This window comes from Bacillus cereus group sp. BfR-BA-01350 (assembly GCF_022663775.1).
Classification (GTDB): domain Bacteria; phylum Bacillota; class Bacilli; order Bacillales; family Bacillaceae_G; genus Bacillus_A; species Bacillus_A paranthracis.
The window spans coordinates 134039-158869 of sequence record NZ_JAKUGD010000005.1 but is presented as its reverse complement, the minus strand read 5'-3'; the positions used below and the strand labels follow the sequence as shown (position 1 = coordinate 158869).

The following is a 24831-nucleotide window of genomic DNA, read 5'->3' as shown; positions in this document are numbered from 1 at the left end:
GGGAAGGAAACAATGATCGATTATGCATGGCTCATACCGCTTTTCCCGCTTGTTTCGTTTTTGTTATTAATTATATTCGGGAAGAAAATTAGAGAAGGAAGCAGTGTACTTAGTATTTTCTTCGTCTTTCTCTCCTTTATATGTGCGGTACTTGTATTAATAGAAAGATTTACGACAGTACCAGTGAAGCATAAGTGGGTATGGCTTAGAGCTGGAGACATTGATATATCATTTGGCTTTGAAGTGACAGCATTAGGGGCTTTAATGTTGTTTATCGTTACACTTGTGAGTTTACTTGTACACATGTATTCGAAAGGTTATATGAAAGGTGAGGAAAGATTACCGACCTTTTATGCCTATTTAGGACTCTTTACATTTGCGATGCTCGGGCTTGTTATATCACCGAATTTATTACAGCTTTATATATTTTGGGAGTTAGTCGGCCTTGGTTCGTTCTTACTCATCGGTTTTTATTTCTTTAAAGAAGAAGCGAAGGCTGCTGCGAAAAAAGCTTTTATTATGACACGTATTGGCGATGTCGGTTTATTTATTGGGATGATCTTAATTTTCTGGCATGCAGGTAGTTTTGAATATGATGCAATTTTTAGAGCGATTCATACTGGGGATCTTACCCCTACGATGATTACAATAACAGCGATATTAATTTTTATTGGTGCAATGGGGAAATCAGGTCAGTTCCCGCTTCATACGTGGTTACCGGATGCGATGGAAGGGCCGACGCCTGTTTCGGCACTTATTCATGCGGCGACGATGGTCGCAGCTGGCGTATATTTAGTGGCAACGATGTTTCCGCTATTTTCAGCAAGTGCGGTGGCGATGCAAACGGTAGCAATTGTTGGCGCCTTTACTGCAATCTTTGCAGCTTCCATCGGTCTTGTACAAACGGATATAAAGAGAGTACTTGCTTATTCTACAGTTAGTCAGCTCGGGTATATGATGCTTGCATTAGGATCTGCCGGTTATGTAGCTGGTGTGTTTCATTTAACGACACACGCCTTTTTTAAAGCGTTGCTATTTTTGGCGGCAGGAAGTGTCATTCATGCCGTGCATACGCAAAATATTAATAAAATGGGCGGCTTACAGAAGAAGATGAAAGTAACTGCTGCGCTATTTTTAATCGGTACCCTTGCAATAAGTGGTGTGCCGCTCCTTTCCGGTTTCTTTAGTAAAGATGAAATTTTAGCGGCAGCTTGGATGAACGGCAATTATGTTTTATTCGTCTTAGCGATAATTGCAGCATTCCTAACAGCGTTCTACATGTTCCGCCTATACTTTCTCGTCTTTACGGGGGAAGCGAAGACGAAGGAAGATGTGCATGAATCGCCTCGCATTATGACGTATCCGATGATTGTCCTTGGCGTCCTTGCAGTTGTGGCAGGTTATATAAATACACCGTGGTTTGGAACGTTTCTCGGGGATTGGCTTACGAAAGATGTAGCATTTAAAGTGCAAGAGGCACACGGCCCAGTTTGGATTATGATTGTTGCGACGCTCGTTTCTTTGGCTGGGATTGCTCTTGCATATTTCATATATGGCAAGAAATCTATTGCTAGAGATTGGGCTGGTGGCGAGGAAGCACCTCTTTATAAAATTTTGAAAGAAAAATATTATGTGGATGAACTATACAATATGACGGTGCTTCCTATTACGAAAGGAATCGCTCATGTGCTTCGCTTATTTGAAGTGTATGTAGTCGAAGGAATTGCCGTTTTAATAGGGAGTTTAGTTAAAGGGATGAGCGGAGTCGGCTCTAGACTCCAAAACGGAAATGTACAAGTGTACGGGACTGTAACAGCTGTTTCACTTGCAGTACTCTTCATTATTTTGCTCTATACGGGAGGGGATTTACGATGAATGATTTGTTATTAACGTTCTTCATTTTTTCCCCGCTTTTAGGAATTCTCTTACTTACATTAACACCGAAAAAAGAATCGCGTACAGTGCGAGCGCTCGGTTTATTTGGAACGGTGCTTCCATTTGGAATGGCTATCGTCCTCGCTTGTACATATGCTTCCGGAAAGAGTTTGTCTCTATTTGATGAAAAAGTGAAATGGATTAAATTCGGGGATTTTGCAGCGGTGGATAAAAGGTGGTTTTCCATTTATTACGAGCTTGGTATTGATGGTTTATCGCTCGTTATGATGGTACTGACGGCCCTTCTAGCGATGCTTGCAGCAATTGCGGCATTTACGATTAAAAGAAATTTGAAAGCATTTTATATGCTGTTACTCATGTTAGAAATAGGGATGCTCGGCGTCTTCGCTGCTCAAAATTTAATGTTGTTCTTTATCTTCTTTGAAATTACATTGCCACCGATGTTTTTATTAATTGGGAAGTGGGGGAAATTGTCGAGTGAAAAGGCTGCTTATAGTTATTTAATATATAACGGTATTGGCTCCGCTATTTTGCTTATCGTTTTCTCGGTTTTATTTGCGAAAACAGGTACAACAAATATTACAGAACTGAAAGAAATATTAGCGAGTGTAGGTGCTGGCGGAGGAATGGCTGTCCCAAATAGTTTACAGTTCGGCTTGTTTCTTAGCATAATGATTGCTTTCGCAATTAAATTACCCGTTTTCCCGTTACATCGCTGGATGGTCAATGTACATATTGAAGCGCATCCGGCTGTAGTGATGCTTCATGCAGGTGTTTTACTGAAGATTGGAGCATACGGTATCATTCGCTTCGGGCAGGGGCTATTCCCGGAATACTTTCGCGAGTTTGCAACGCTCATTGCGATTTTAGGAGTTATCAATTTATTGTACGGAGCCTTCTTAGCGCTCATTCAAACAGACTTTCGGAAGGTGCTTGCTTACTCTAGTATTTCGCATATGGGTATTGTATTAATGGGCCTTGCAGCGTTAAATGCACCAGGTACACAAGGGGCGCTATTCCAAGTTGTGTCGCATGGCTTAATTGCAGCCTTACTCTTTTTCTTACTTGGTGTTATAGAACAGCGTTTTGGAACGTCGGATATTACGGCGCTTGGCGGACTTGCAAAAAGTGTACCCGTACTTAGCGGTTTCTTCTTAGCGGGAGGAATGGCATCGCTTGGATTGCCGGGAATGTCTGGATTTGTTAGCGAGTTTCTTGCCTTTCTCGGTTTATTCCAAGGGGAGCCAGTCATTGCTGCGGCTGGAGTACTTGGCATCATTTTAACCGCTGTATACGTATTAAGAGCAACCCTTCAAGTAACATTTGGTAAGAAAGAGTGGGAAGCGAAAGCTGATATACACGGATGGGAGTATGTTCCTATCTTGCTACTTATCTTCTGCATTATTGCAATTGGCGTAATGCCAGAAATACTAGGGGACCCGCTTCAAAATACATTGAAAACATTGGGGGTGAAGTAGGATGGATATGAATACGTTACTTAGCTTATCATGGCATCTCATGGTGCCAGAATTCATCATTCTCGGGGCTGCCATCCTTCTTTCCATATGTGATTTGTTTTTTAAGCTGAACCATAGATACGTAGCGCTTGGTGCAATCGCGGCGGTCGTATTAGCAATCGTGTCACTAATTACGCTATATAGCGAACCAGCGGGAGATATTTTAAATGGATCGTTTGTGTTAGATGGATTTTCAAAAGGATTTAAAACGTTGTTGTTAGGCGGGGCGGCCCTCATTTTGTGCACCGCAATGAGCGATGATAAGAAAAATCCAATTGAAGATAAGGGAGAATATTATTACTTATTTTTAATGGCGCTTCTTGGGGCTATGTTTATGGCTTCTAGCGTTGATTTCATTACACTTTTCGTCGGTTTAGAATTGCTTTCACTTTCTTCCTACATTTTAGTAGGAATACGAAAAAAGAACCGTGCATCAAATGAGGCAGCAATGAAATATGTCATTAATGGAGGAATTGGAACGGCAATTACGCTCTTTGGAATGAGTTATTTATACGGCATTACAGGATCAACTAATATTGTGGATATGCAAAAGGTATTTGCTGGGGAACTGGCTGGTGGCATTCAATTATTGCTAGCTCTTGCATTTCTACTATTACTCGTTGGGCTCTCATTCAAAATTGCTACAGTGCCGTTTCATATGTGGGCGCCTGATGTGTATGAGGGAGCGGCTACACCTGTTACTGCTTTTCTTGGAACGATTTCTAAAATTGCTGGGTTCTTACTCATTATTCGTCTGTTCCTCATGGTTTTTGCAAGTGTATCGGTGCAAGGAGACATGCAATCTTTATACGGACGTATGAGCATATACATCGCTGTGCTAGCTAGTATTACGATGATTATTGGAAATGTAGTCGCATTAAAGCAATATAACGTAAAACGCTTATTTGCTTATTCAGGAATCGCGCATGCAGGATATTTACTCGTACCGCTTGTAGCATTATCACCATTTACGATGGATAGCATGTGGTTTTACATGCTTGCGTATATGCTTATGAATATAGGCGCGTTTGCAATCATCCACGGCTTAATCTTACAAAGCGACAAAGAAAATATGACCATTTTCACCGGATTATATAAAAGGTCGCCATTTACGGCAATCGTGATGACGATTTTTATTTTATCGCTAGCGGGGATACCGGGAACAGCTGGTTTCATTGGGAAAATTAACATCTTTTTAGGTGCACTTCACGTAGAGCCAGCTCATTACGTACTAGCTTCTATTATGATGGGGACGACAGTCATTTCATTCGTATATTATTTCCGTATTTTACAGCAAATGTTTTTCCGTACGGGAGAAGTAGAAGAGAAAATTCGTTTGCCACTCAATATAAAGGTTGTGATGAGCCTTTGTGCAATTTCGATTGTAATACTAGGGATTATGCCGATGATTGGATACAATTTCTTTTATGAATATTTTCCATTAATGAAAGATTTCTTCTTCTTAGGGAACGTGGTACAATAGTGAAAATAAAAGGTGTGGAGTCGTTACTCTGCGCTTTTTATTTTTTGTGAATTACAATTGAAAATGCATATAAGTATACGCTTTTAAAGAGAAAAATTACGATGTAACATGTAAGATGCTTATTTGTATTTGAAAAAGTGTGGCTCCTACTTATTATGGTATCGTTTTTATAAGATTTCGTAAGTAGTAGCTAGGTAAAAAGGGGTCGGTTTTTTGGCACATCTTTTAGGGCAACAAGCACTGATTGCCATCGTTTCGCATTTATTGTTTATTACCATTACGTGGTGGGCCTTACAAGGTATTCACATTGAGCGTTTAATGAAGCCTGGAAAGGTGATGCAGACGAGAGTATTACTCATTTTAATTACAATTGCAATTGGGACATCTGTAAGTAACTTTTTCCTTGATTATTTAGGCTATTCAAAGAGTTTAACGTATTTAGTAAAGTAAGTGTATAGAACCTCATATCTCCGTTAACAATGGGGATAGGAGGGGATGAAATTGAAGCTTAAAGCCATTCTTATTGTTGCACTTAGTGTTGTTTTATTTTTGGTTGGATATAGAGAGATGAAACCGATAAGCGATGAACAGAAGATGGAGAACATGATCGCAGCTGTAGAGAAAAATGATGCGAAAGTAGAGAAATGGTCATGGTTAGCACGAGAAACAAAAACAATTTCTAATATACATACGTTTCAAAAGTTGTTAAACGATGTGAAGGAGAAGGCGAATATTCAAAAGTGGGAATTAGAGCAATCTCCAGATGGATATAAAGCTACATCCTATAAAAAATTTTCTTCCTATGAAGAACGAGTAGTAGTAACTTGGAGTAAGGAAAATACTAAAGAAAACACTTTCATTATCTTTGAAGTAAGCGGGGCAAAATGGGACCCGAAGTATATTCAGAAAACGAATAAAATTTTTAGTGAAAAACCTATAATTTACACTTGTGTTCAAGGTGTACTGAATGATAAGATTGAAGGTGTTTTGCAAAATAAAACCAATCAGGTTTTGAAAGATCTTTCAGCAAGAGCGATCGAACAGATAGAAGAAAGAGCATTTGTGTCAGTCTCCGCATACAATAAAAAGTGGGATGACGCTCTTTCAACAAATAGAGAGAAAATAAATGTGCAAATAGCAATACGTTCTACAAACAACAAAGATACAATTGTGGTTGGCACACCGATCATAACTTCTGAGTATTGAGTGAATAGATACTGAAAAAAGGACACGGAGGGGAATAATTTGGAAAAGATCATCGTCCGTGGCGGAAAGCGGTTAAACGGCACAGTGCGTGTTGAGGGCGCAAAAAATGCTGTATTACCTATAATCGCTGCAGCCCTATTAGCGAGTGATGGAAAGAATGTACTATCTGAAGTACCAGTTTTGTCTGATGTATACACAATTAATGAGGTATTACGTCATTTAAATGCTGAAGTCGTATTTGAAAATAACAAAGTAACAATCGATGCATCTAAAGAGCTAAACATTGAAGCACCATTTGAATATGTACGTAAAATGCGTGCATCTGTTCAAGTAATGGGACCATTATTAGCACGTAACGGTCGTGCTCGTATTGCACTTCCTGGTGGATGTGCAATTGGTTCACGTCCAATTGACCAACATTTAAAAGGCTTCGAAGCAATGGGAGCAAAAGTACAGGTTGGTAACGGTTTTGTTGAGGCATACGTTGAGGGAGAACTAAAAGGAGCTAAAATTTATTTAGACTTCCCAAGCGTGGGCGCGACAGAAAACATTATGTCTGCAGCTACATTAGCAAAAGGGACAACAATCCTTGAAAACGCAGCGAAAGAACCAGAAATCGTTGACTTAGCTAACTTCTTAAATGCGATGGGAGCGAAAGTACGCGGAGCTGGAACTGGAACGATTCGTATCGAAGGCGTTGATAAATTATATGGTGCAAACCACTCTATTATTCCTGACCGTATTGAAGCGGGAACATTCATGGTTGCAGCGGCAATTACTGGTGGAGACATCTTAATTGAAAATGCTGTACCTGAACATTTACGCTCAATTACAGCGAAAATGGAAGAAATGGGTGTTAAAATTATTGAGGAAAATGAAGGTGTACGTGTTATCGGCCCAGATAAGTTAAAAGCGGTTGATATTAAAACTATGCCTCACCCAGGTTTCCCAACAGACATGCAATCACAAATGATGGCATTATTACTACAAGCTGAAGGAACAAGTATGATTACAGAAACGGTATTTGAAAACCGCTTTATGCACGTTGAAGAATTCCGTCGTATGAATGCTGATATTAAAATCGAAGGTCGTTCTGTTATTATGAACGGTCCAAACAGCTTACAAGGTGCTGAAGTAGGCGCAACTGATTTACGTGCTGCTGCTGCATTAATCTTAGCTGGTTTAGTATCAGAAGGTTATACTCGTGTAACTGAGTTAAAGCATCTTGACCGTGGTTATGTAGATTTCCATAAGAAATTAGCTGCATTAGGTGCAACTATTGAACGTGTAAACGAAAAAGTAGAAGAAGTGAAAGAACAAGAAGTTTCTGATCTTCACGCTTAATTGAAATAGTCTCTACGTCTTTTGACGTAGAGGCTATTTTTTTGGGCTTATTACTGTTATAGTCAAGAAATTCTATACTTATGCACGTACCAGTAAAAATATTTAGAAAATTTTTGTTTTATATGGTTCCCCTTAAGTATGTTCTAAAAGAAAGAGTTGTTCCATAAGAATGAATGGAGTAAAGCTTTTTCATATTGGGGGAAATAAGATGAAATTTTCAAAGCCACTTTTTATTACAGTAGCGCTTCTCATAGCGCTCGTTATCATTGTACCTGCTGCTCTTGTGATTCCGTTTGCGAAAGCAAAAGTAGAGGAAAAAGCAGCTTCTAACACTCCTCCAGCGATAGAAAGTATACCAGCTCCAGGGAAAGTGGATACAGCGGTTCAAGTTGCTGTATATCGCGAGAAACAGAAAAAGGTAGAGTCATTACCTATGGAGGAGTATGTGACCGGTGTAGTAGCTTCTGAGATGAATGCCAGTTTTGAAATAGAGGCGCTAAAGGCGCAGGCATTAGCAGCGAGAACATTTGTAGTCCAGCGTATGCTAAGCGGAGGAAAGAAAAACAATGCGGACGTGACAGATACGGTGAAAGATCAAGTGTACAAAAGCAAAGAAGAATTGAAAAAACAATGGGGCAATAACTACGAAAATAATTTGAAGAAAATCGAGGAAGCCGTTTCGAAAACCGCAGGACAAGTTTTAACGTATGAGGGAAAACCAATCTCAGCATCATTCTTCTCAACGAGTAATGGCCGGACAGAAAATGCGGCTGATTATTGGGGAAATGATTATCCGTACTTAAAGAGTGTAGATAGTCCGTGGGATCAAGCTTCTCCGAAATTTACGAGCGAGCAAACCTTTACAGTAGCTGACTTTCAAAAACGTCTCGGTGTGAAAGTGTTAGCAGACGGAAAAGTTGGCGACATTAAAGGACGTACGGAAGGAAAACGTGTAAAAGATGTAGCATTTCAAGGGAAAACATTAACCGGAAGAGATGTGCGTGACAAATTAGATTTACGCTCCTCTGATTTCACGTGGAAACAAGAAGGAGATAAAATCGTTGTTACGACGAAAGGCTTTGGCCACGGCGTTGGCATGAGCCAATACGGAGCGAACGGCATGGCAGCAGAAGGCAAGAAATATACAGATATCGTCGCTCATTACTACAAAGGCGTTGAAATAAAGACGATGAATGATTATGAAGGAAAATTGATGGTGAAGAAGTAGGTGTCAGGGTCTCCTGGCACCTGCTTTTTGTTTAAAATATCATAATTTTCCATTAATTGTTTGATATAATAGGATAAAAAGTATTTGGGGGAGACAAAATGGCGTTACTGGAGTTGAAACAATTAGGTAAGACGAACCAGTTACCGGCAGTTGAACTGAAGGTTGAGAAGGGACAATGTGTTGTTTTGCAGTGTAATAACCATACAGCAAAAATTTTGCACCGCATTATTATTGGTGAGGAAGAAGCTTCAACTGGCAATGTGCTATTTGAAGATGAAGTGATTGGAAAGAAAAATTATTCCCGCATCGGTTTTTGTTTTTTGAAAGATGAGGCATATGATCGTTTGAAGGTAAAGGAATACTTCAAGTTCTTAATACGGCTTTATGAATCAAATATGAGTACGGAAGAAGTAGTACAATCTGTCGGTCTCCTAGATAAATTAAACGTTAAAATAGAAAAACTATCATTTTCAGAGAAACGTCGTCTTCATATTGGGCGAGTTATGATTCATAATCCGGACTTAGTTATTTTGGAAGAACCAGAGCAAAATGTAGATACAGAGAGTACGATTATTATTCGAAAAGCGATTATGAAAATGAAAGAGCAAGGAAAGGCAATTTTTATTACGTCATCATTTCTATCGGATGCCCTTTCGTTAACAGAAGATGTATACATATTAAACAATGATGGTGTGAAAAAAATAGAAATCGAACGAGAAGAAGCAGAAGAAGTCGATGAAGAAAAAGTCATTCAAATGATTCCGCAAATGAAGTTAGAAAGAATACCAGCGAAAGTAAACGATAAAATCATTTTATTAGACCCAATGGAAATCCATTTCATTGAAACGCAAAACGGAGTGACACATATTCATGTTCGTGAAGGGGATTTCGTATGCGCATTAACATTAAGTGAACTAGAAGTAAGATTAACAGGTTTTGGTTTCTTTAGATGTCATCGCTCGTACCTTGTGAATTTACAAAGAGTACGAGAAGTGATTACTTGGACTCGTAATAGCTTTAGTTTAATTTTGGATGACGAAAGAAAAAGTTCAATTCCGCTTTCGAAAGGACGAATGGATGAGTTAAAAGGTGTAATTGGGCTATAAAATTCGCTCCAATAAGCTCAAAATATGATTCATTCACCAGTAAAAATACTCCTTTTACCGGTATTTTACTGCGTAACCCCTTTGTTTTTCATATGATTGAGTCAAGAAAAGCGAAACAAACAAACGAAAAGCGCTAAAGCGACTTTCATCTATAAAAGAAAAAAAACAAAGGGGATGACGAGATGACATTGGCAATTGAAATGAAAGATGTAATGAAAAGTTTCAACGAAAAAACAGCACTTCGAAATGTAAATATTGAAGTGAAGCAAGGAGAAATTTTTGGATTCCTCGGACCGAGTGGATCTGGGAAAACGACGACAGTAAAAATATTAACTTCTCAATTACTTCATAGCGTTGGAACGGTAAAAGTATTAGGGAAAGATATTACAGGGCCAAGCAGCATCGATTATAAACGAATTGGTATTTTAACAGACAACAGCGGTTTATATGAGAGACTTAGCATTTATGATAACTTACTATTATTTTGTGACTTATACGATTGCAAAAAAGAACGAATCGATGAAGTGCTAGCACAAGTGAATCTATTAGATGATAAAAAAACATTAGTAAAGAAATTATCAAAAGGAATGAAGCAGCGCGTCACATTAGCTAGAGCAATCCTTCATAAACCGGATATCCTCTTCTTAGACGAACCAACATCTGCACTCGATCCAGTTAACGTACAAAACATTCATAAAGTCTTAAAAGATTTAAATAAAGAAGGAACGACAATTTTTTTAACGACGCACAATATGGAAGAAGCAGAGACGCTTTGTAACCGCATTGCCTTTCTATGCGGCGGAGAAATTGTAGCGCTTGATACACCGGAGAACCTTCGCTTACAATACGCGAAAGATCAAATACAAGTTGTATTAAAAGATAAGCAAAAAGAAGTCGTGCAAAAAGATGAATTAGGTGCAAAACGTATTTCAGAATGGATGAAAAAAGGTGAATTACTATCCATTCACTCACACGAACCAACGCTAGGCGATATCTTTATTGAAGTTACTGGGAGGGGATTATAATGACATTTTCAATGAGACGCGTATCAGCTATTTTTAGAAAAGAAGTACAAGATTTTAAGACGAATTCACAAGTGCTGCTAATGGCATCTTTACCAATTATATTTGCATTTATATATAGCAGGTTTGGACAAGGGAGTGCAGGGGTTGGCATTATTACTTTAATGGCCTTTCTATTTGTTGCAGGGTTTGTTCAATCAATGGTAATTGCAGAAGAGAAAGAAAAGCATACGTTACGTGTGTTAATGCTATCACCAGCTTCATCTGTTGAAGTTCTTTTTGGGAAAAGTATATTAACAGTATGTTTAACGTTAGGTATTTCTATTGTAAACTTATTCATTTTGGATGAATTAAGTGGAAATTTCTTATTACTAGCATTTGTTTTCTTATGTGGAACAATTCTATTTACTTTAATTGGAACGATGATTGGATTACTAGCTGAGTCTGTCCCACAAACATCACTAATTGGAATGCCAATATTAATGACGATGTATTTAGCTGTACAATTTGAGCCAATGGTTGAAAATAAAGTAATTAAGACAATGATTAGTTATCTTCCAACATCTCATCTCGAAAAGGCAATTAAAAGCTTAGTAGAGGGTGCAGGATTTAGTAGTATTAGTGGCCATATGATAAATGTTGGAGCTTGGCTTATTATTTCACTTATTGCATGTTTAATCGTGTATAAAAAGAAACAATTAGATTAAAAACTGAGCCAAAACGCTCAGTTTTTTCTTTTTTCTATCATTTCCTCGGAAATTTTACAATTCCTATACATATTTTTACAGATTTTGTCGAAAAGTAATTAGTTATAGGTTGTATAGGATGCGTGAATATTGTTCAAAATGATTGCTGAGGTGATGATGGAATGCGAGGAAGAAATAATAAAAAGTCGCAAAAGGTAGTACATTTATTTCAAAAAAGATGGGTATTTCCGGCACTATACATTGCTTGTGCAGCGGTAATTTTAATGGTTGCACTATGGTTCCAAGGAGCTAATCCGAAGAAGACTCCGAACCAAGATCAAGCAACGCCGTATACACAAACGGAAGATCCAGCAGTACCAGTAACGAAGTCTTCAGAAGTAGTGAAAATGCCAGCTGCCGCGAGTGCGGAAGTAGTTGTACAGAAGAAGTTCTATGAAGATGCAGCAACTGAGGCGGAACAAGAAAAAGCACTTGTCTTTTATAACAACACATATTCCCCGAACAAAGGAATTGACATTGCTGCGAAGAATGGAAAAGAATTCAATGTCACAGCTGCTTTAAGTGGTACAGTAACGAAAGCTGAAAAAGATTCACTTCTTGGTTATGTTGTAACAGTTGATAGCGGAAATGGTGTAGCAGCTTCTTATCAAAGCTTAGGCAGTGTAAAAGTAGAAAAAGGTGCACGAGTTGTACAAGGTGAAGTATTAGGAAAATCCGGTCTAAGTGCAATGAATAAAGAAGCAGGTTCTCACGTTCACTTTGAAGTACGTAAAGACAATGTGGCTGTGAACCCTGAGCGCTACTTAAATAAGTCAGTAGCAGAAATTAAAGCTGATGCAGGTGCTGCAAAGGCAACGAACGCTTCTGGTAAAAAAGCTGATGACAAATCTCAAAAAGAAGAAAAGTCAACGAGCGCGACACCAGAAAGTAAAACAGAAGATAAGTCTCAAAAAGAAGAGAAATCAACAAGCGGTTCAACTAGTGACAAAAAAGAAGAACCGAAGAAAGAAGAAAAATCAACAAATGGTTCTACAGAATCATCTAATAGTTCTTCTTCACAAGAATAAGAAAGTGAAAAAATCAGTTCTCACTAGAGAGCTGATTTTTTTATTTTTATATAAAAATACTCAATTTCGAGAAAAAAGTTGCAATAACAAGGAAAAATGACGAGATTCTCGAATATATATTACAAAAGGGAGGGGATACTGTGTCATTTTTGTTTGTTCTGTCGACTGCTATTATTTTATTGTTTGTTTTATTCACCTTATATTATTATATTGCCGGTAAGAAAGAGGTTCCCCACCATCAATTGTTAGAAGAAGAATTGGAACGAGAAGAATGACACCTTATATACAAGGTGTCATTTTTTTCGCCAAAATAGTCACTGTTAACGTATTTCTCACAAAAAAACGTAATTTTTCTTAACTTAGTCCGCAAAAATAGTGAACATGTAGCATATATCAGTAGTGCGGGCAATACAATGGTATAAACCAAAGCAAAGAGAGTGTTTGAGGTGAGAAATCGTGAATCATTTCATTATAAATCCAAGAATGTTTAACGCTTACAAACAGCACTCACACTTACTTCTTAGTCGTATGCAGCGAGGCTCATTTCACCCTTCTCACATCCAATTTAGGGAGGCGAGTGGTGTGCACGATTACATCAAAGAGAGAACTATCAAGATTGGTAAGTATATCGTGGAGACAAGAAAGACAGTGCGTGTCATTGCAAAGGAATTTGGGGTATCAAAGAGTACAGTCCATAAAGATTTAACGGAACGTCTACCAGAAATTAATCCAGAGCTCGCAAATGAAGTGAAAGAAATTCTTGATTATCATAAGTCTATTCGTCATTTAAGAGGCGGAGAAGCAACAAAACAAAAGTATAGAAAAGAAGATGTAGAAAAGCCGGTACGTCAATAAACATGCAATCGCAAACATTCCGTTTCAATTCGGTAATATTTTTCAGAAGAATTCTTTTTGCGAATATTACGTTTCTGTTAAATTTATGATAAAATCAGAAATTAGGTGTAAAAGAATTCGGGTGTAACCTGATTTTGAATATCGAGGAGGAAAAAACGGGAATGTTTGCGCGAGATATCGGAATTGACCTAGGTACGGCTAACGTATTAATCCATGTTAAAGGTAAGGGTATTGTATTAAATGAGCCATCTGTTGTTGCTATTGATCGTAACACAGGTAAAGTATTAGCAGTAGGTGAAGAAGCAAGAAGTATGGTGGGACGTACGCCTGGTAATATTGTAGCCATTCGTCCACTAAAAGATGGTGTAATCGCAGATTTCGAAATTACAGAAGCAATGTTAAAGTATTTCATTAACAAATTGGACGTAAAGAGCTTCTTTTCAAAACCTCGCATTTTAATTTGTTGTCCAACAAATATCACATCAGTAGAACAAAAAGCAATTCGTGAGGCTGCTGAACGTTCAGGTGGTAAAACAGTATTTTTAGAAGAAGAACCAAAAGTAGCCGCAGTTGGTGCTGGTATGGAAATCTTCCAACCAAGCGGTAACATGGTTGTTGATATTGGTGGAGGTACAACGGATATCGCTGTACTATCTATGGGTGATATTGTTACCTCTTCCTCTATCAAAATGGCTGGCGATAAGTTTGATATGGAGATCTTAAACTACATTAAACGTAAGTATAAGCTATTAATCGGAGAACGTACTTCAGAAGATATTAAAATTAAAGTTGGTACAGTATTCCCAGGTGCACGTAGCGAAGAACTTGAAATTCGCGGACGTGACATGGTAACAGGTTTACCACGCACAATTACAGTATGCTCAGAAGAAATTACAGAAGCATTAAAAGAAAATGCAGCTGTTATTGTACAAGCTGCAAAAGGCGTACTAGAGCGCACACCACCAGAATTATCAGCGGACATCATCGACCGCGGTGTCATTCTAACAGGCGGTGGAGCTTTACTACACGGCATTGACATGCTCCTAGCAGAAGAACTAAAAGTACCAGTATTAATTGCTGAAAACCCAATGCACTGCGTTGCGGTTGGTACAGGTATTATGTTAGAGAATATCGATAGATTACCACGTCGTGCTTTAAAATAAAATTAAAAAGTACCTATGCAAAACATGAGAGTGTATTTTGTTTTGCATGGGTACTTTTTGTTGTTTTATATAATTATTATATGCGATTTTTTAGGTAAACCATAATATTATTATTAAATGTGAATTTATGGATTTTAGGAAAGGTATTTAATTCATGAAAGTTTCATAGTATTCTTAGATATGTGTAAATCTTACATTTAGATTTTTTTTGAGAATATTTAATTTTAAGATTTAAATAACGATGATTGTTTAAGTAATACTAACATCATAAGTGAGCGGAGATTAATTTAGTATGAAAAAAATTTTAATGGTAACACAAAATTTTTATCCGGAAATTGGTAGCGCCTCTAATAGGATGAAAAATATATACTTGGAATTAAATGAGCGAGGTTATGATGTAAAGATATTAACTTCTGATCCTAGTTATCCAAATCGTAATTTATACAAAGATTCGAGTTATTGGTATGATGAAAATATAGAAAAAGATATAGTACGTATCCATCCGAAAACGCGAAAATATACAAGAAACCTTTTTCGAAGGTTGATGTTGTACATAGAAGTTGCCTTTAGGCTAATTTTGGCCATATGTAAAGATAAAGAGAAATATGATTATATATTTGTTTCCACACCATCCATCTTTATTCCTGTAGCAGGGATGTTTGCGAAACGAAAAATGAAGGCGAAATTAATTGTAGATGTAAGGGATTTATGGCCGGAATCCCTAATAGGAATAGGTTTTTTTAACGAAAAATGGATATTAAAATTTGCTTATAAATTAGAGTATAAAATCTATCATGCTGCCGATAACATTATTATTAATAGTAAAGGGTTTTATTCTTATATTTCCTCTACAGGTATTGCCCCTAATCGTATTTCATTTATGCCTAATTCTTTAACGGAAAAAGAATTATCTACTGTTCCAAAGAAGAACAATAGTGATCAATTAACTGTGATTTATACAGGGAATATAGGATTAGCGCAAGATATAGAAAAATTAATTTTGATTGCAGAGCATTTGAAAGAGTATAAGAATATTACATTTAAGATTATTGGATATGGTTATCAAAAGAGAGAACTTGGAGAGAGTATTAAAGCAAAGCAACTTCCAAATATACAATTGATTGATCCAAAAAACCGTGAAGATACCCTTGCTGAAATTGTTAATGCAGATATAGCATATGTGAGTTTAGTAGAAAAAGATGTATTTAAAAAGGTTCTCCCAGGGAAAGTAATGGATTATATGAGTATGAGAAAACCGATTGTTGCAGATGTTGCTGGTTATGCAAAAGAGGTTATTGAAGAAGCTCAGTGTGGTTTTGTTACTGAAGATAGAACAGCTGCTGAACTAGGCGCTTATATTATTAAGTTAGCACAGGATAAGCAGTTACGAAATCGACTAGGAGAGAATGGATATCAATATGCATTTCGAACATTACGCTGGAAAACAAATATTGAAACTTTATTGAAAATACTGGAGGAAAGAGATGTCACAGAAGAAAGTGTGCATGTTTGTATGGAATCACTTCACAAATGATGCACGTGTATTAAGAGAATGTACAGCCTTGGCGGAATCTGGGTATGAGGTTGATTTAATTTGCATTCATGATTGGAAAAAAGAGGATCTTCCTTTATGGGAAACGCCTCAAGAGGGCTTTACAGTAACTCGTGTGAAGAATAGAGTCCCGATATTACAAAAAGTATTTGGGTTGGCTAAACGTGTCAAAAGGGTGGCGATGAAAAATATCGCTACAATGGCTGTACTTAGCTTATTATTGGTATTAGGAATTTGGAAATTTCCTATGATAACAGTTAGTTTACTATTACTAGCTTTATTACTTTCGCAGAGAAAGGTTGCTACTTTATTTGTGAGAGGAGCAATTTTGTGTAGGATGGTTCGAGCGGGATTAAAGAAGAAGTATGATATATATCACTCGAACGATTTAAATACGTTACCACAAGGATTTATATGTGCAAAAATATTGAGAAGGAAAAAGTTGATTTATGATTCTCATGAAGTACAGACGAGCAGAACGGGATATAACAGTAATATTTATGGGATTATGGAGAAATTTTTTATTAAATTTTGTGATGTAATGATTATGGAAAATCATACAAGAGCAAAGTATACAGAAGAATTATATGGGTTTTATCCAAAAGTCATTCATAATTATCCGTTTGTTTCGCGTCCAGAACTGAGTAAATCAATTGAATTACATGGAATGTTAAATGTTTCACGAGATGAACCAATCCTTTTATATCAAGGTGGAATTCAAATTGGACGTGGTCTTGATAAATTGGTACAAGCAGTTCCTTTATTTAAACGGGGGGTTGTGGTGTTCATTGGTGATGGCCGTATTAAGCCTGAATTACAACAAATGGTGAAAGATATGAAATTAGAAGATCGAGTGAAATTTATACCAAAAGTACCAGTACAGGATCTAATTCACTATACGAAAAATGCTTATTTAGGGTTTCAATTATTAAATAATGTTTGTTTTAACCATTATTCGGCTTCTTCTAATAAATTATTTGAATATATGATGAGTGGTGTACCTGTTGTTACTTGTAGTTTTCCTGAAATTCAAGGTGTAGTTGAAAAAGAAAATATTGGAGTTTGTGTTGATTCTCATAACCCAGTATCAATTGCTCAAGGAGTAAATTATTTGCTAGATCATCCTGAAAAAAAAGAGGAAATGCAAAGGAACAGTTTTAAAGCGAGAGAGAAGTATAATTGGGAAGCAGAGAAAAAATTATTCCTTAATATTTACGAAAATATTGTATAGCTGATAATTAGTTCTATTTTAAAGTAGTATGATTTATTTCTCAAAATGGGTGTCTATACATTTGTTTTTGTTATTAAATAATTAGCTTAATATACGAAAAACGGGGTAGGAGGATTTTTAATGAGTCAAAGATTTGTAGAAGTTGATGATTTCAATAAACCAAAAGCAAAAAACAGACGTTCTTCTAAAAGAAAGAAAAAACGTTATGAATTTAAAGAAGCAGAAGTTAGCTCAAACTCAAGGTTGTTAAAGGCGAAAGTAGAAACAAGCAAGGCAACAAAGGCGAAAGTAGAAACAAGCAAGGCAACAAAGGCGAAAGTAGAAACAAGCAAGGTAACAAAGGTGAAAGTAGAAACAAGCAAGGCAACAAAGGCGAAAGTAGAAACAAGCAAGGTAACAAAGGTGAAAGTAGAAACAAGCAAGGCAACAAAGCCGAAAGTAGAAGAAACTAAGACAACAAACCCAAAGTTAGCAGAAATACAGGTAGAAAAACCTAGAGTTATGGAAACAGGAAATAAAGATGAGTTATTAGGCCTTAAAATAATTGTTTTACAAGATCAAGTGAAATATTTTGAAAAGCTTATTATTGGAAAAAATAAGATGATTAAAGACTTAAAAGAAAAGAACAAAGAAATGCAAACAGAAAATAATAATGTATTACAAATTGGTATTCAATTAAAAAATGAATTAATAAGTCAAGTTAATGCACGAGAAGAAGAGTTAGAACAATTTGTTCAATTACAAGGTTTACATACAAATATCGAAAAAAAGCATGAAAAGCTAGCGAGGCAATACCAAGTTTTAGAAAGAAAATATCAAGGTTTAAGTCAATCTAAGTTAGGGAAATTGACACTAAAATATTGGGAATTCATGAATAGATTTAGAAGGGAACAAAAGTAATGTTACAAGTTGCACAATTGAAAAATAGGTTACAGGAAGTTCAACAAGTAAAGAATACATTATTAAATAACCCTGTTTTAAATAAATTGGGGGATTTTGATAAAACTAAATTAGTCATTTCAGAGTTGCAAGATAAAAAATGGTTTATTAGTAAAGATTATAAGGAAATTATTAAATTAGCCGGAAATATTGCGACAGTAAAACAAGAACGAGAGAAATTCATTTATATTTCCTATGGTGAAAAGAATATTAATTTTACCAAAAGACCAGTAAATGAGTTATTTGATTTGGATCCTAATAAAATGTATCGTGTGAATTTCAAGGGTGAAAAATCAGGAGAGCTAGAAGTTAATTTATATATTATTATGTACCCTAAAACAGGAAATCCTCGAAGTGAGATTATTCCGTTAGATAGCGAATGGAAGTTTAATTTATTACCAAATACAGAATCAATTCGAATTGGAATGAAATTTATTGGTGAAGGTACAGTGGATTTTCAAGGAATAGAAATTCTAGAATGCAATCCGATACAGAAACTAACGTTTATAGAAGGGGAAGTAAATGAAGTCAATAAACTCGATAAATTCTCCCAATATGTAAAGGATGTAGAAAAACATCGTAACCAATTGCAAGTTTCAAAAGATACAAAGATTGCTGTTATATTAGATGAGTTTAGTTATGAATGTTTTAAATATGAAGCCAATCTTTTACCTATTACGCAAAAAAATTGGAAAGAAGTTATAGAAAAAGAGAGCCCCGAAATGTTATTAGTAGAATCAGCTTGGGCGGGTAACAAGGGTGCATGGAATTATAAGGTTGCAAATCTTCATAAAAATAATAAGCACCCTCAACTAAGAGAATTAGTTGATTTTTGTAAATCAAAAGGAATTCCTACTGTATTTTGGGATAAAGAAGGAAAAGATAACTTTGAAGTATTTAAAGAGGCTGGAAGTTATTTTGATTATATTTTCGTTACAGATGAGCATAATATAGACAATTTTAAGAATTGCGCTAAACATGATCGTGTATATCCTCTGTCTTTTGCAGCACAACCTAGGATACACAACCCAATTAATAAAAATAGAGGTAAATTAGGAACAGTTGCGTTCTCTGGTTCTTGGTACGGAAATAAGCACCCAGATCGTATAAAGGATGTAGAGAATGTAGTAGCACCTGCAGTTGAATTTGATTTAGATATTTATGACAGGTTTTATGGGGTAGAGATGAAAACAGCTACAGATAGAACATGGCCTGATCTATATCAAGACTCTATTATTGGAAATTTAAGTTATGATAACATGGTGGAAGCGTATAAAAATTATGATGTTTTCTTAAATGTGAACTCAATTCAAAATAGTAAGTATATGTTTTCGCGCCGTGTATATGAAGTTTTGGCGAGTAAAACAATGGTGATTTCTGGGGATTCTGTAGGGGTTAGAGAGCAGGTTGGAGATTACTTATATATATCAGATGCGCCAGAAAAAACAAGGAATATGTTGAAGGTATTGTTGCAAAACCCATTAAAATTGGAGCGTGAGGCAAAGTTAGCTCAGCGTTTTATTATGGAAAACCATACTTATAGTCATAGATTAGAAGAAATGTTTGATATTATCGGAATACAATATCAAAAGAAAAAAGAAAAGCTTGTAAGTGTAGTAGCTATTACAAATAGACCTCAATTTATGGATAATATTTATGAGAACTTATCCAATCAAACTTACGAAAACATTGAACATATCATTATTTTAAATAATAATAATATGAATATTAAACAATGGGAAAAGAAATTTGAAAACCTAAGGAATACTAGGATATTTAAAGTGGATGAAAAGAATTCTTTAGGCGCATGTCTTAACTTTGCTGTTGGGAAAACTAAAGGTGAATTTATTGCAAAGATGGATGATGATGATTATTATGCACCAAATTATTTAAAGGATATGCTTATGTCTTTTGATTACACAGATGCATCAATAATTGGGAAAAGCACATATCTTGTACATTTTGAAGAAAATAATGCACTAGTAAAGAGAAAAATCGGTGCAGGTGAAGAAAGATATTCAAATTTTGTTGCGGGGGCTACACTAGTATTTAAAAAAGAAGTATTTGAAAAGTTGAAGGGCTTTGATGATCGTAATACTGGTGAGGACACGAAATTTATTGAAAAAGCACTAAAAAATGGATACAAAATTTACTCTAATGATAGCTATAATTTTTGTGTAATACGTCGCAAAAATAAAGCAACTCATACTTGGCAAATTACTGATGATGATATGTTAAAACAAGGGCATACAGTCGCCTTTACAAAAGATTTTCAAACGTATGTAACAGTATAAATAATTATTTCAGTATAATTATCGACTAGCGGATGGAGGATTTTAACATGTTATCAGTTTATGTAGCACCATTGGATATAGCAGAGGATACCGTTTCATTTCAGTGGGAGTCAAATAAAGAAGTACCAATATTTAAGAAGAATAATTTTTATTTTAGATATGAAGGTATAAATATAGAGAATACATCATCTAAAGTACATTGGAACAGTTTTTTATCTTTAATGCTTCCACTTTTGAAACAGGTGAATGAACAAGTAGTATTGACTCTTCCAGAGGCAATACCTTGTGATATTGTAGAGACATGGATAAACTATCACGAGGTCTCGAATGTAAAGGTATTTCCTCTAATAAATGAGCCTTCGAATTTAGAGGAAGATAGAAAGAACATGCAACAGGATTCTTCTAAAATAGGAATATTGTATGGTGGAGGGAAAGACTCGAGTTTTACATTGTCGATGCTTTCTGAAATATACGGTATAGAAAACATTGTATTAATATCGTATGTATTCCCAATGGATAAAAACGCAACGGAAAAAATAGATTTACGTAGGGATAAATTCATTCTAGAACCATTGAAAAATGAATTAGGTGTGAAATATCAAAAAATTTATACTGATTTTAGGGCAACTTTAGTGGATCAAGCGACTGCTAATCATGTACATACAGCGTTGTATACAGGTACAGCTGTCCCAGTAATTCAAGAATATAATTTGTCTTTAGTAACATATAGTTATGAATTTATTCTGTATTGGACTCATTATTATAAATCAGAAGAAAGAAAGTTTGGATTTAAGCGATCTAGACCAGAATTTGACGACTATATTTCTCAAAGAACAAATGCATCGTTCAATACTAGTTTTGCTATTAAAAACTTTAATTACTTTATTTCAGAAACAGTGGCTTTTAAAGTATTAGGACAGAGATATCCTTATATGCTGAAATACTTGTTAATGTGCGAAACGACAAGTGATACGAACACGAAATGGTGTCGAAAATGTCACAAATGTGCAGAATATGCGTTATATAGTTTGTGTTATCAATTGGAACAAAAAGAAATAGATTATGAAGATTTCTTTACAAATAGTCCTTATATTCAGCGTGTTTTAGAAAAAACAGAAAATGCTCCTATTTTAGAGGGCGAAGGAAACTGTCAGTGGGATATAGCTGTAGTGTCTATCGGACATTATCAATCATTTTGTCATATTATCGGTTCAATCGACCCTGAGTATGTTAAAGGGAAAGTTTCCCAGTCGGCTTTCGATAATTTTATGAAGTTAAAAAGTCGTTTTGGGAAAAGGACATATCCTATTTTTGAAGGGATTATTCAGCCAGCATTTGAAGTACTTAATCCACCAAAAGCTAAAGAGATTAAACAAATCCTATTAGAGCATTGTAGTTTAGTTACTGAAATGCCGGAATATCTATTAAGAGGAAACGCAAAGATTGGAATAGATTATAATGCTAGAAGCGAGATTTCAACAATTTTTAATTCTGATTTTAATAGTTATGAATATTTAAACGAGATAGCAATTGGATTAGTCAGCGGTTTTGAAGAGGGAAAATGTACTGGAATTCCTTTCGAACTGGATAATATTCAAGCTGGAAATATTGAGAAACCTGAAAAGGAAATAGAGTTAAAAAGTGAACAAGGCAAGAGTGGATTAGAATTTTATATGGATAAATCTAATCCTAGTAGAGGGGACTTTATTCAATGGTCACAAAGTGTTCCAACAGTTTCTGGGAAATCTTATAATATTAAATTGAAAGTATTATCTCCTTACGAAGATCCAAAATATAAAGGGAGAATGAAATATTATATTTTATTAAACGATCAATTATTAATAGAAGAAGATATTGCAATGTGGAACAAAAAAAACGAGATCAGTATTTATACAGTTTCACAATTAACTGATATGAAAATTTCTGTTGGTATAAGATCCGTTCGGAATTGTGAATCTTGGAATTGGGGATATGCAGGGCGTATAAAGATTAGTGATTTTTCTGTTGAAGAATGTAAAAATGCACCAAATATTTGGGTGTCTTGTACAAGTCCATATTCTGTTGTTTCAACTGAGGTTTAATTTTATTTTCTAGTAAATTGTATATGAGGAGAGGAAAAAATGAAAATTTGCACAATGGGTTTAGGTTATATTGGATTACCGACATCAGCAATGTTTGCACAATATGGTACAGAGGTAGTAGGTGTAGATATTCACCCAAAAGTAGTGGACAAACTAAATAAGGGTGAAATTCATATTGAAGAACCAGGTCTCGGAGAAGTTGTAAAAGAAGTAGTTGCAAATGGAAAATTCCGTGCATCTTTAACACCAGAAGAAGCAGATGCGTTTATTATTTCTGTTCCAACACCAAATAATGATGACGAGCATAAATCTTGTGATTTAACATATGTTTTAACAGCTACGAAAAAAGTATTACCATTTGTAAAAAAAGGTAATGTAATTATTGTTGAGTCTACGATTGCGCCACGTAGCATGGATGACTATGTAAAACCGTTAGTGGAAGAAGCTGGATTTAAAGTTGGAGAGGATATTTATCTTGTTCATTGTCCAGAGCGAGTTCTTCCAGGGCAAATTTTACACGAATTAGTACATAATAACCGTATTGTTGGTGGTGTTACTCCTGCTTGTGCAGAAGCTGGAGCTCGTGTATATGGTGTATTTGTAAAAGGTGAAATCATTAAAACAAATGCAAAAACAGCAGAAATGTCAAAGCTTATGGAAAATACATTCCGTGATGTAAATATTGCGCTTGCAAACGAGTTAACAAAAGTTTGTAATTCATTAGACATTAATGTATTAGATGTAATTGAAATGGCTAACAAGCATCCACGTGTGAACTTACATTACCCAGGTCCGGGTGTAGGGGGACATTGTTTAGCAGTTGATCCATACTTTATCGTTGCTAAAGCACCTGAATTAGCAAATATTATTAAACTTTCTCGTGAAACGAACGTTTCTATGCCACATTATGTGACTGAAAAAGTAAAAGAACTACTGGAAGGTGTTGAAAATCCAAAGGTAGCGGCATTTGGTGTGACATATAAAGGGAACGTAGATGATATGCGTGAAAGTCCAGCGATGGATGTAATTGATTTAATCCGAAATGAAGGAATTACAGTTTCAGCACATGATCCACATGTAGAATCTGATTTCTTTGAATTACATTCTGCAGAAGAAGCTGTTAAGGATGCACATTTAATTCTAGTATTAACGGATCATGATGAATTTAAAACAATGAATTATGAAGCATTAGCATCAAATATGGCGAAACCGGTTGTTCTTGATACACGTAATTGTGTACAAGCTGTTTCAACTGATGAAATGAAAATTATTAACTTTGGGAACTTGTATGAGGCGTTATCTGAAAAAGTGATGACAGTATGAAGTCGTTAAAGACTGTTATTCAAGAACAATTTGATAATGTATACTTAATTCGGAGGCTATCTTTATATCAGTTAAAACAAGCGTATGCAGGCAATTTATTAGGTGTACTATGGATTTTTTTAAATCCTTTTACACAAATTGGCGTATATTGGTTAGTTTTTGGGTTAGGAATTAGAGGGGGGGCGCCAATCAATGGCGTTCCTTACTTTATTTGGATGATTTCTGGAATAGTACCATGGTTCTTCATTAGTTCTGGGATAACAAAAGGAGCAAATGCAATACATGGTCGTTTAAGTACAGTATCTAAAATGAATTTTCCATTGAGTATTATTCCGACATATGTAATCGTTTCTCAGTTATATACACATTTAATCTTAGTGGTGTTTGTACTTATAATTATTCTTTTAAATATAGGATGGAGTACTATAAGTATTTTAGGTTTGATATATAGTTTGATGTCTTCTGTATTATTTTTAATCGGATTATCTTTTGTGACATCAACATTATCAACAATGCTTCGAGATATTCAATTGTTAATTCAATCTGTTACAAGAATGTTATTCTTTTTAACTCCAATCTTTTGGGAACCAAAAGAGAATATGTCAGATTTATTTTTGTTTATAGTTAAGATTAATCCTCTATACTATTTATTAGAAATATACCGAGGTGCTTTAATTTATAATAATATGTCTGTAGTTTTTTCATGGTATACATTATATTTCTGGGGGATTTTAATATTATTATTTGTTTTTGGATCCATGCTTCATGTCCGATTCCGTAGGCAGTTTGTTGATTACTTATAAAAGGTGAATAATCC

The 24831-nt window shown here is 35.5% G+C and carries 21 protein-coding genes; all 21 read left to right on the top strand.

Going from position 1 to position 24831, the window contains the following annotated elements; translation table 11 throughout:
• Window positions 1–12: 12 nt before the first annotated feature.
• The 21 genes from nuoL (at window position 13) to MR147_RS13630 (ending at window position 24817) form a co-directional block, all read left to right on the top strand.
• A complete protein-coding gene (gene nuoL, locus MR147_RS13730; RefSeq protein WP_074608105.1) occupies window positions 13–1875 on the top strand; it encodes an NADH-quinone oxidoreductase subunit L in 1863 nt (620 codons plus the stop codon).
• A complete protein-coding gene (locus MR147_RS13725; RefSeq protein WP_074608107.1) occupies window positions 1872–3374 on the top strand; it encodes an NADH-quinone oxidoreductase subunit M in 1503 nt (500 codons plus the stop codon). The genes nuoL and MR147_RS13725 overlap by 4 nt, the downstream gene beginning before the upstream one ends.
• A 7-nt stretch (window positions 3375–3381) precedes the next feature.
• Window positions 3382–4896 carry an NADH-quinone oxidoreductase subunit NuoN gene (gene nuoN, locus MR147_RS13720; protein WP_396022892.1) on the top strand — a complete coding sequence of 505 codons (1515 nt, stop codon included), beginning with the start codon at window positions 3382–3384 and terminating at the stop codon, window positions 4894–4896.
• A gap of 213 nt (window positions 4897–5109) precedes the next feature.
• A complete protein-coding gene (locus MR147_RS13715; RefSeq protein ID WP_000940742.1) occupies window positions 5110–5346 on the top strand; it encodes a DUF1146 family protein in 237 nt (78 codons plus the stop codon).
• Window positions 5347–5397: 51 nt separating this feature from the next.
• On the top strand, window positions 5398–6102 hold the full coding sequence (locus MR147_RS13710) for a YwmB family TATA-box binding protein (protein ID WP_396022890.1): 705 nt from the start codon (window positions 5398–5400) through the stop codon (window positions 6100–6102).
• 39 nt (window positions 6103–6141) lie between these two features.
• Entirely contained in the window at window positions 6142–7446 is a 1305-nt protein-coding gene (murA, locus tag MR147_RS13705) for a UDP-N-acetylglucosamine 1-carboxyvinyltransferase (RefSeq protein WP_074608113.1), read from the top strand.
• A 208-nt stretch (window positions 7447–7654) separates the two neighbouring features.
• Entirely contained in the window at window positions 7655–8674 is a 1020-nt protein-coding gene (spoIID, locus tag MR147_RS13700) for a stage II sporulation protein D (protein WP_074608115.1), read from the top strand.
• A gap of 98 nt (window positions 8675–8772) precedes the next feature.
• Window positions 8773–9780 (top strand): LytTR family transcriptional regulator DNA-binding domain-containing protein, encoded by a 1008-nt coding sequence (locus tag MR147_RS13695; protein ID WP_074608117.1) that lies wholly within the window; start codon window positions 8773–8775, stop codon window positions 9778–9780.
• Window positions 9781–9962: 182 nt separating this feature from the next.
• A complete protein-coding gene (locus MR147_RS13690) occupies window positions 9963–10805 on the top strand; it encodes an ABC transporter ATP-binding protein (RefSeq protein WP_000170842.1) in 843 nt (280 codons plus the stop codon).
• Window positions 10805–11509 carry an ABC transporter permease gene (locus MR147_RS13685; RefSeq protein ID WP_074608119.1) on the top strand — a complete coding sequence of 235 codons (705 nt, stop codon included), beginning with the start codon at window positions 10805–10807 and terminating at the stop codon, window positions 11507–11509. Before MR147_RS13690 ends, MR147_RS13685 begins: the two co-directional genes overlap by 1 nt.
• Before the next feature lie 161 nt (window positions 11510–11670).
• Window positions 11671–12576, top strand: coding sequence for a stage II sporulation protein SpoIIQ (locus MR147_RS13680; protein WP_074608121.1), 906 nt, complete (start codon window positions 11671–11673; stop codon window positions 12574–12576).
• A gap of 140 nt (window positions 12577–12716) precedes the next feature.
• Window positions 12717–12851, top strand: a complete 135-nt coding sequence (locus MR147_RS13675) for a hypothetical protein (RefSeq protein WP_000008903.1) — start codon at window positions 12717–12719, stop codon at window positions 12849–12851.
• 307 nt (window positions 12852–13158) lie between these two features.
• A complete protein-coding gene (gene spoIIID, locus MR147_RS13670; RefSeq protein WP_000544012.1) occupies window positions 13159–13431 on the top strand; it encodes a sporulation transcriptional regulator SpoIIID in 273 nt (90 codons plus the stop codon).
• 161 nt (window positions 13432–13592) lie between these two features.
• Window positions 13593–14594, top strand: a complete 1002-nt coding sequence (gene mreB / locus MR147_RS13665) for a rod shape-determining protein (RefSeq protein WP_048557352.1) — start codon at window positions 13593–13595, stop codon at window positions 14592–14594.
• Between the two features lie 292 nt (window positions 14595–14886).
• Entirely contained in the window at window positions 14887–16128 is a 1242-nt protein-coding gene (locus MR147_RS13660) for a glycosyltransferase family 4 protein (protein WP_074608123.1), read from the top strand.
• Window positions 16079–17377: a glycosyltransferase gene (locus MR147_RS13655; protein WP_074608125.1), complete on the top strand. Its 1299-nt coding sequence runs from the start codon at window positions 16079–16081 to the stop codon at window positions 17375–17377. The genes MR147_RS13660 and MR147_RS13655 overlap by 50 nt, the downstream gene beginning before the upstream one ends.
• A gap of 120 nt (window positions 17378–17497) precedes the next feature.
• Window positions 17498–18277, top strand: a complete 780-nt coding sequence (locus MR147_RS13650; RefSeq protein ID WP_242304410.1) for a hypothetical protein — start codon at window positions 17498–17500, stop codon at window positions 18275–18277.
• Window positions 18277–20610 (top strand): glycosyltransferase, encoded by a 2334-nt coding sequence (locus MR147_RS13645; RefSeq protein WP_080493688.1) that lies wholly within the window; start codon window positions 18277–18279, stop codon window positions 20608–20610. Before MR147_RS13650 ends, MR147_RS13645 begins: the two co-directional genes overlap by 1 nt.
• A gap of 47 nt (window positions 20611–20657) precedes the next feature.
• Entirely contained in the window at window positions 20658–22691 is a 2034-nt protein-coding gene (locus tag MR147_RS13640; RefSeq protein ID WP_074606541.1) for a hypothetical protein, read from the top strand.
• Window positions 22692–22730: 39 nt separating this feature from the next.
• Window positions 22731–24014, top strand: a complete 1284-nt coding sequence (locus tag MR147_RS13635; protein WP_061686773.1) for a nucleotide sugar dehydrogenase — start codon at window positions 22731–22733, stop codon at window positions 24012–24014.
• Window positions 24011–24817, top strand: coding sequence for an ABC transporter permease (locus tag MR147_RS13630; protein WP_048557359.1), 807 nt, complete (start codon window positions 24011–24013; stop codon window positions 24815–24817). The genes MR147_RS13635 and MR147_RS13630 overlap by 4 nt, the downstream gene beginning before the upstream one ends.
• Window positions 24818–24831 lie beyond the last annotated feature (14 nt).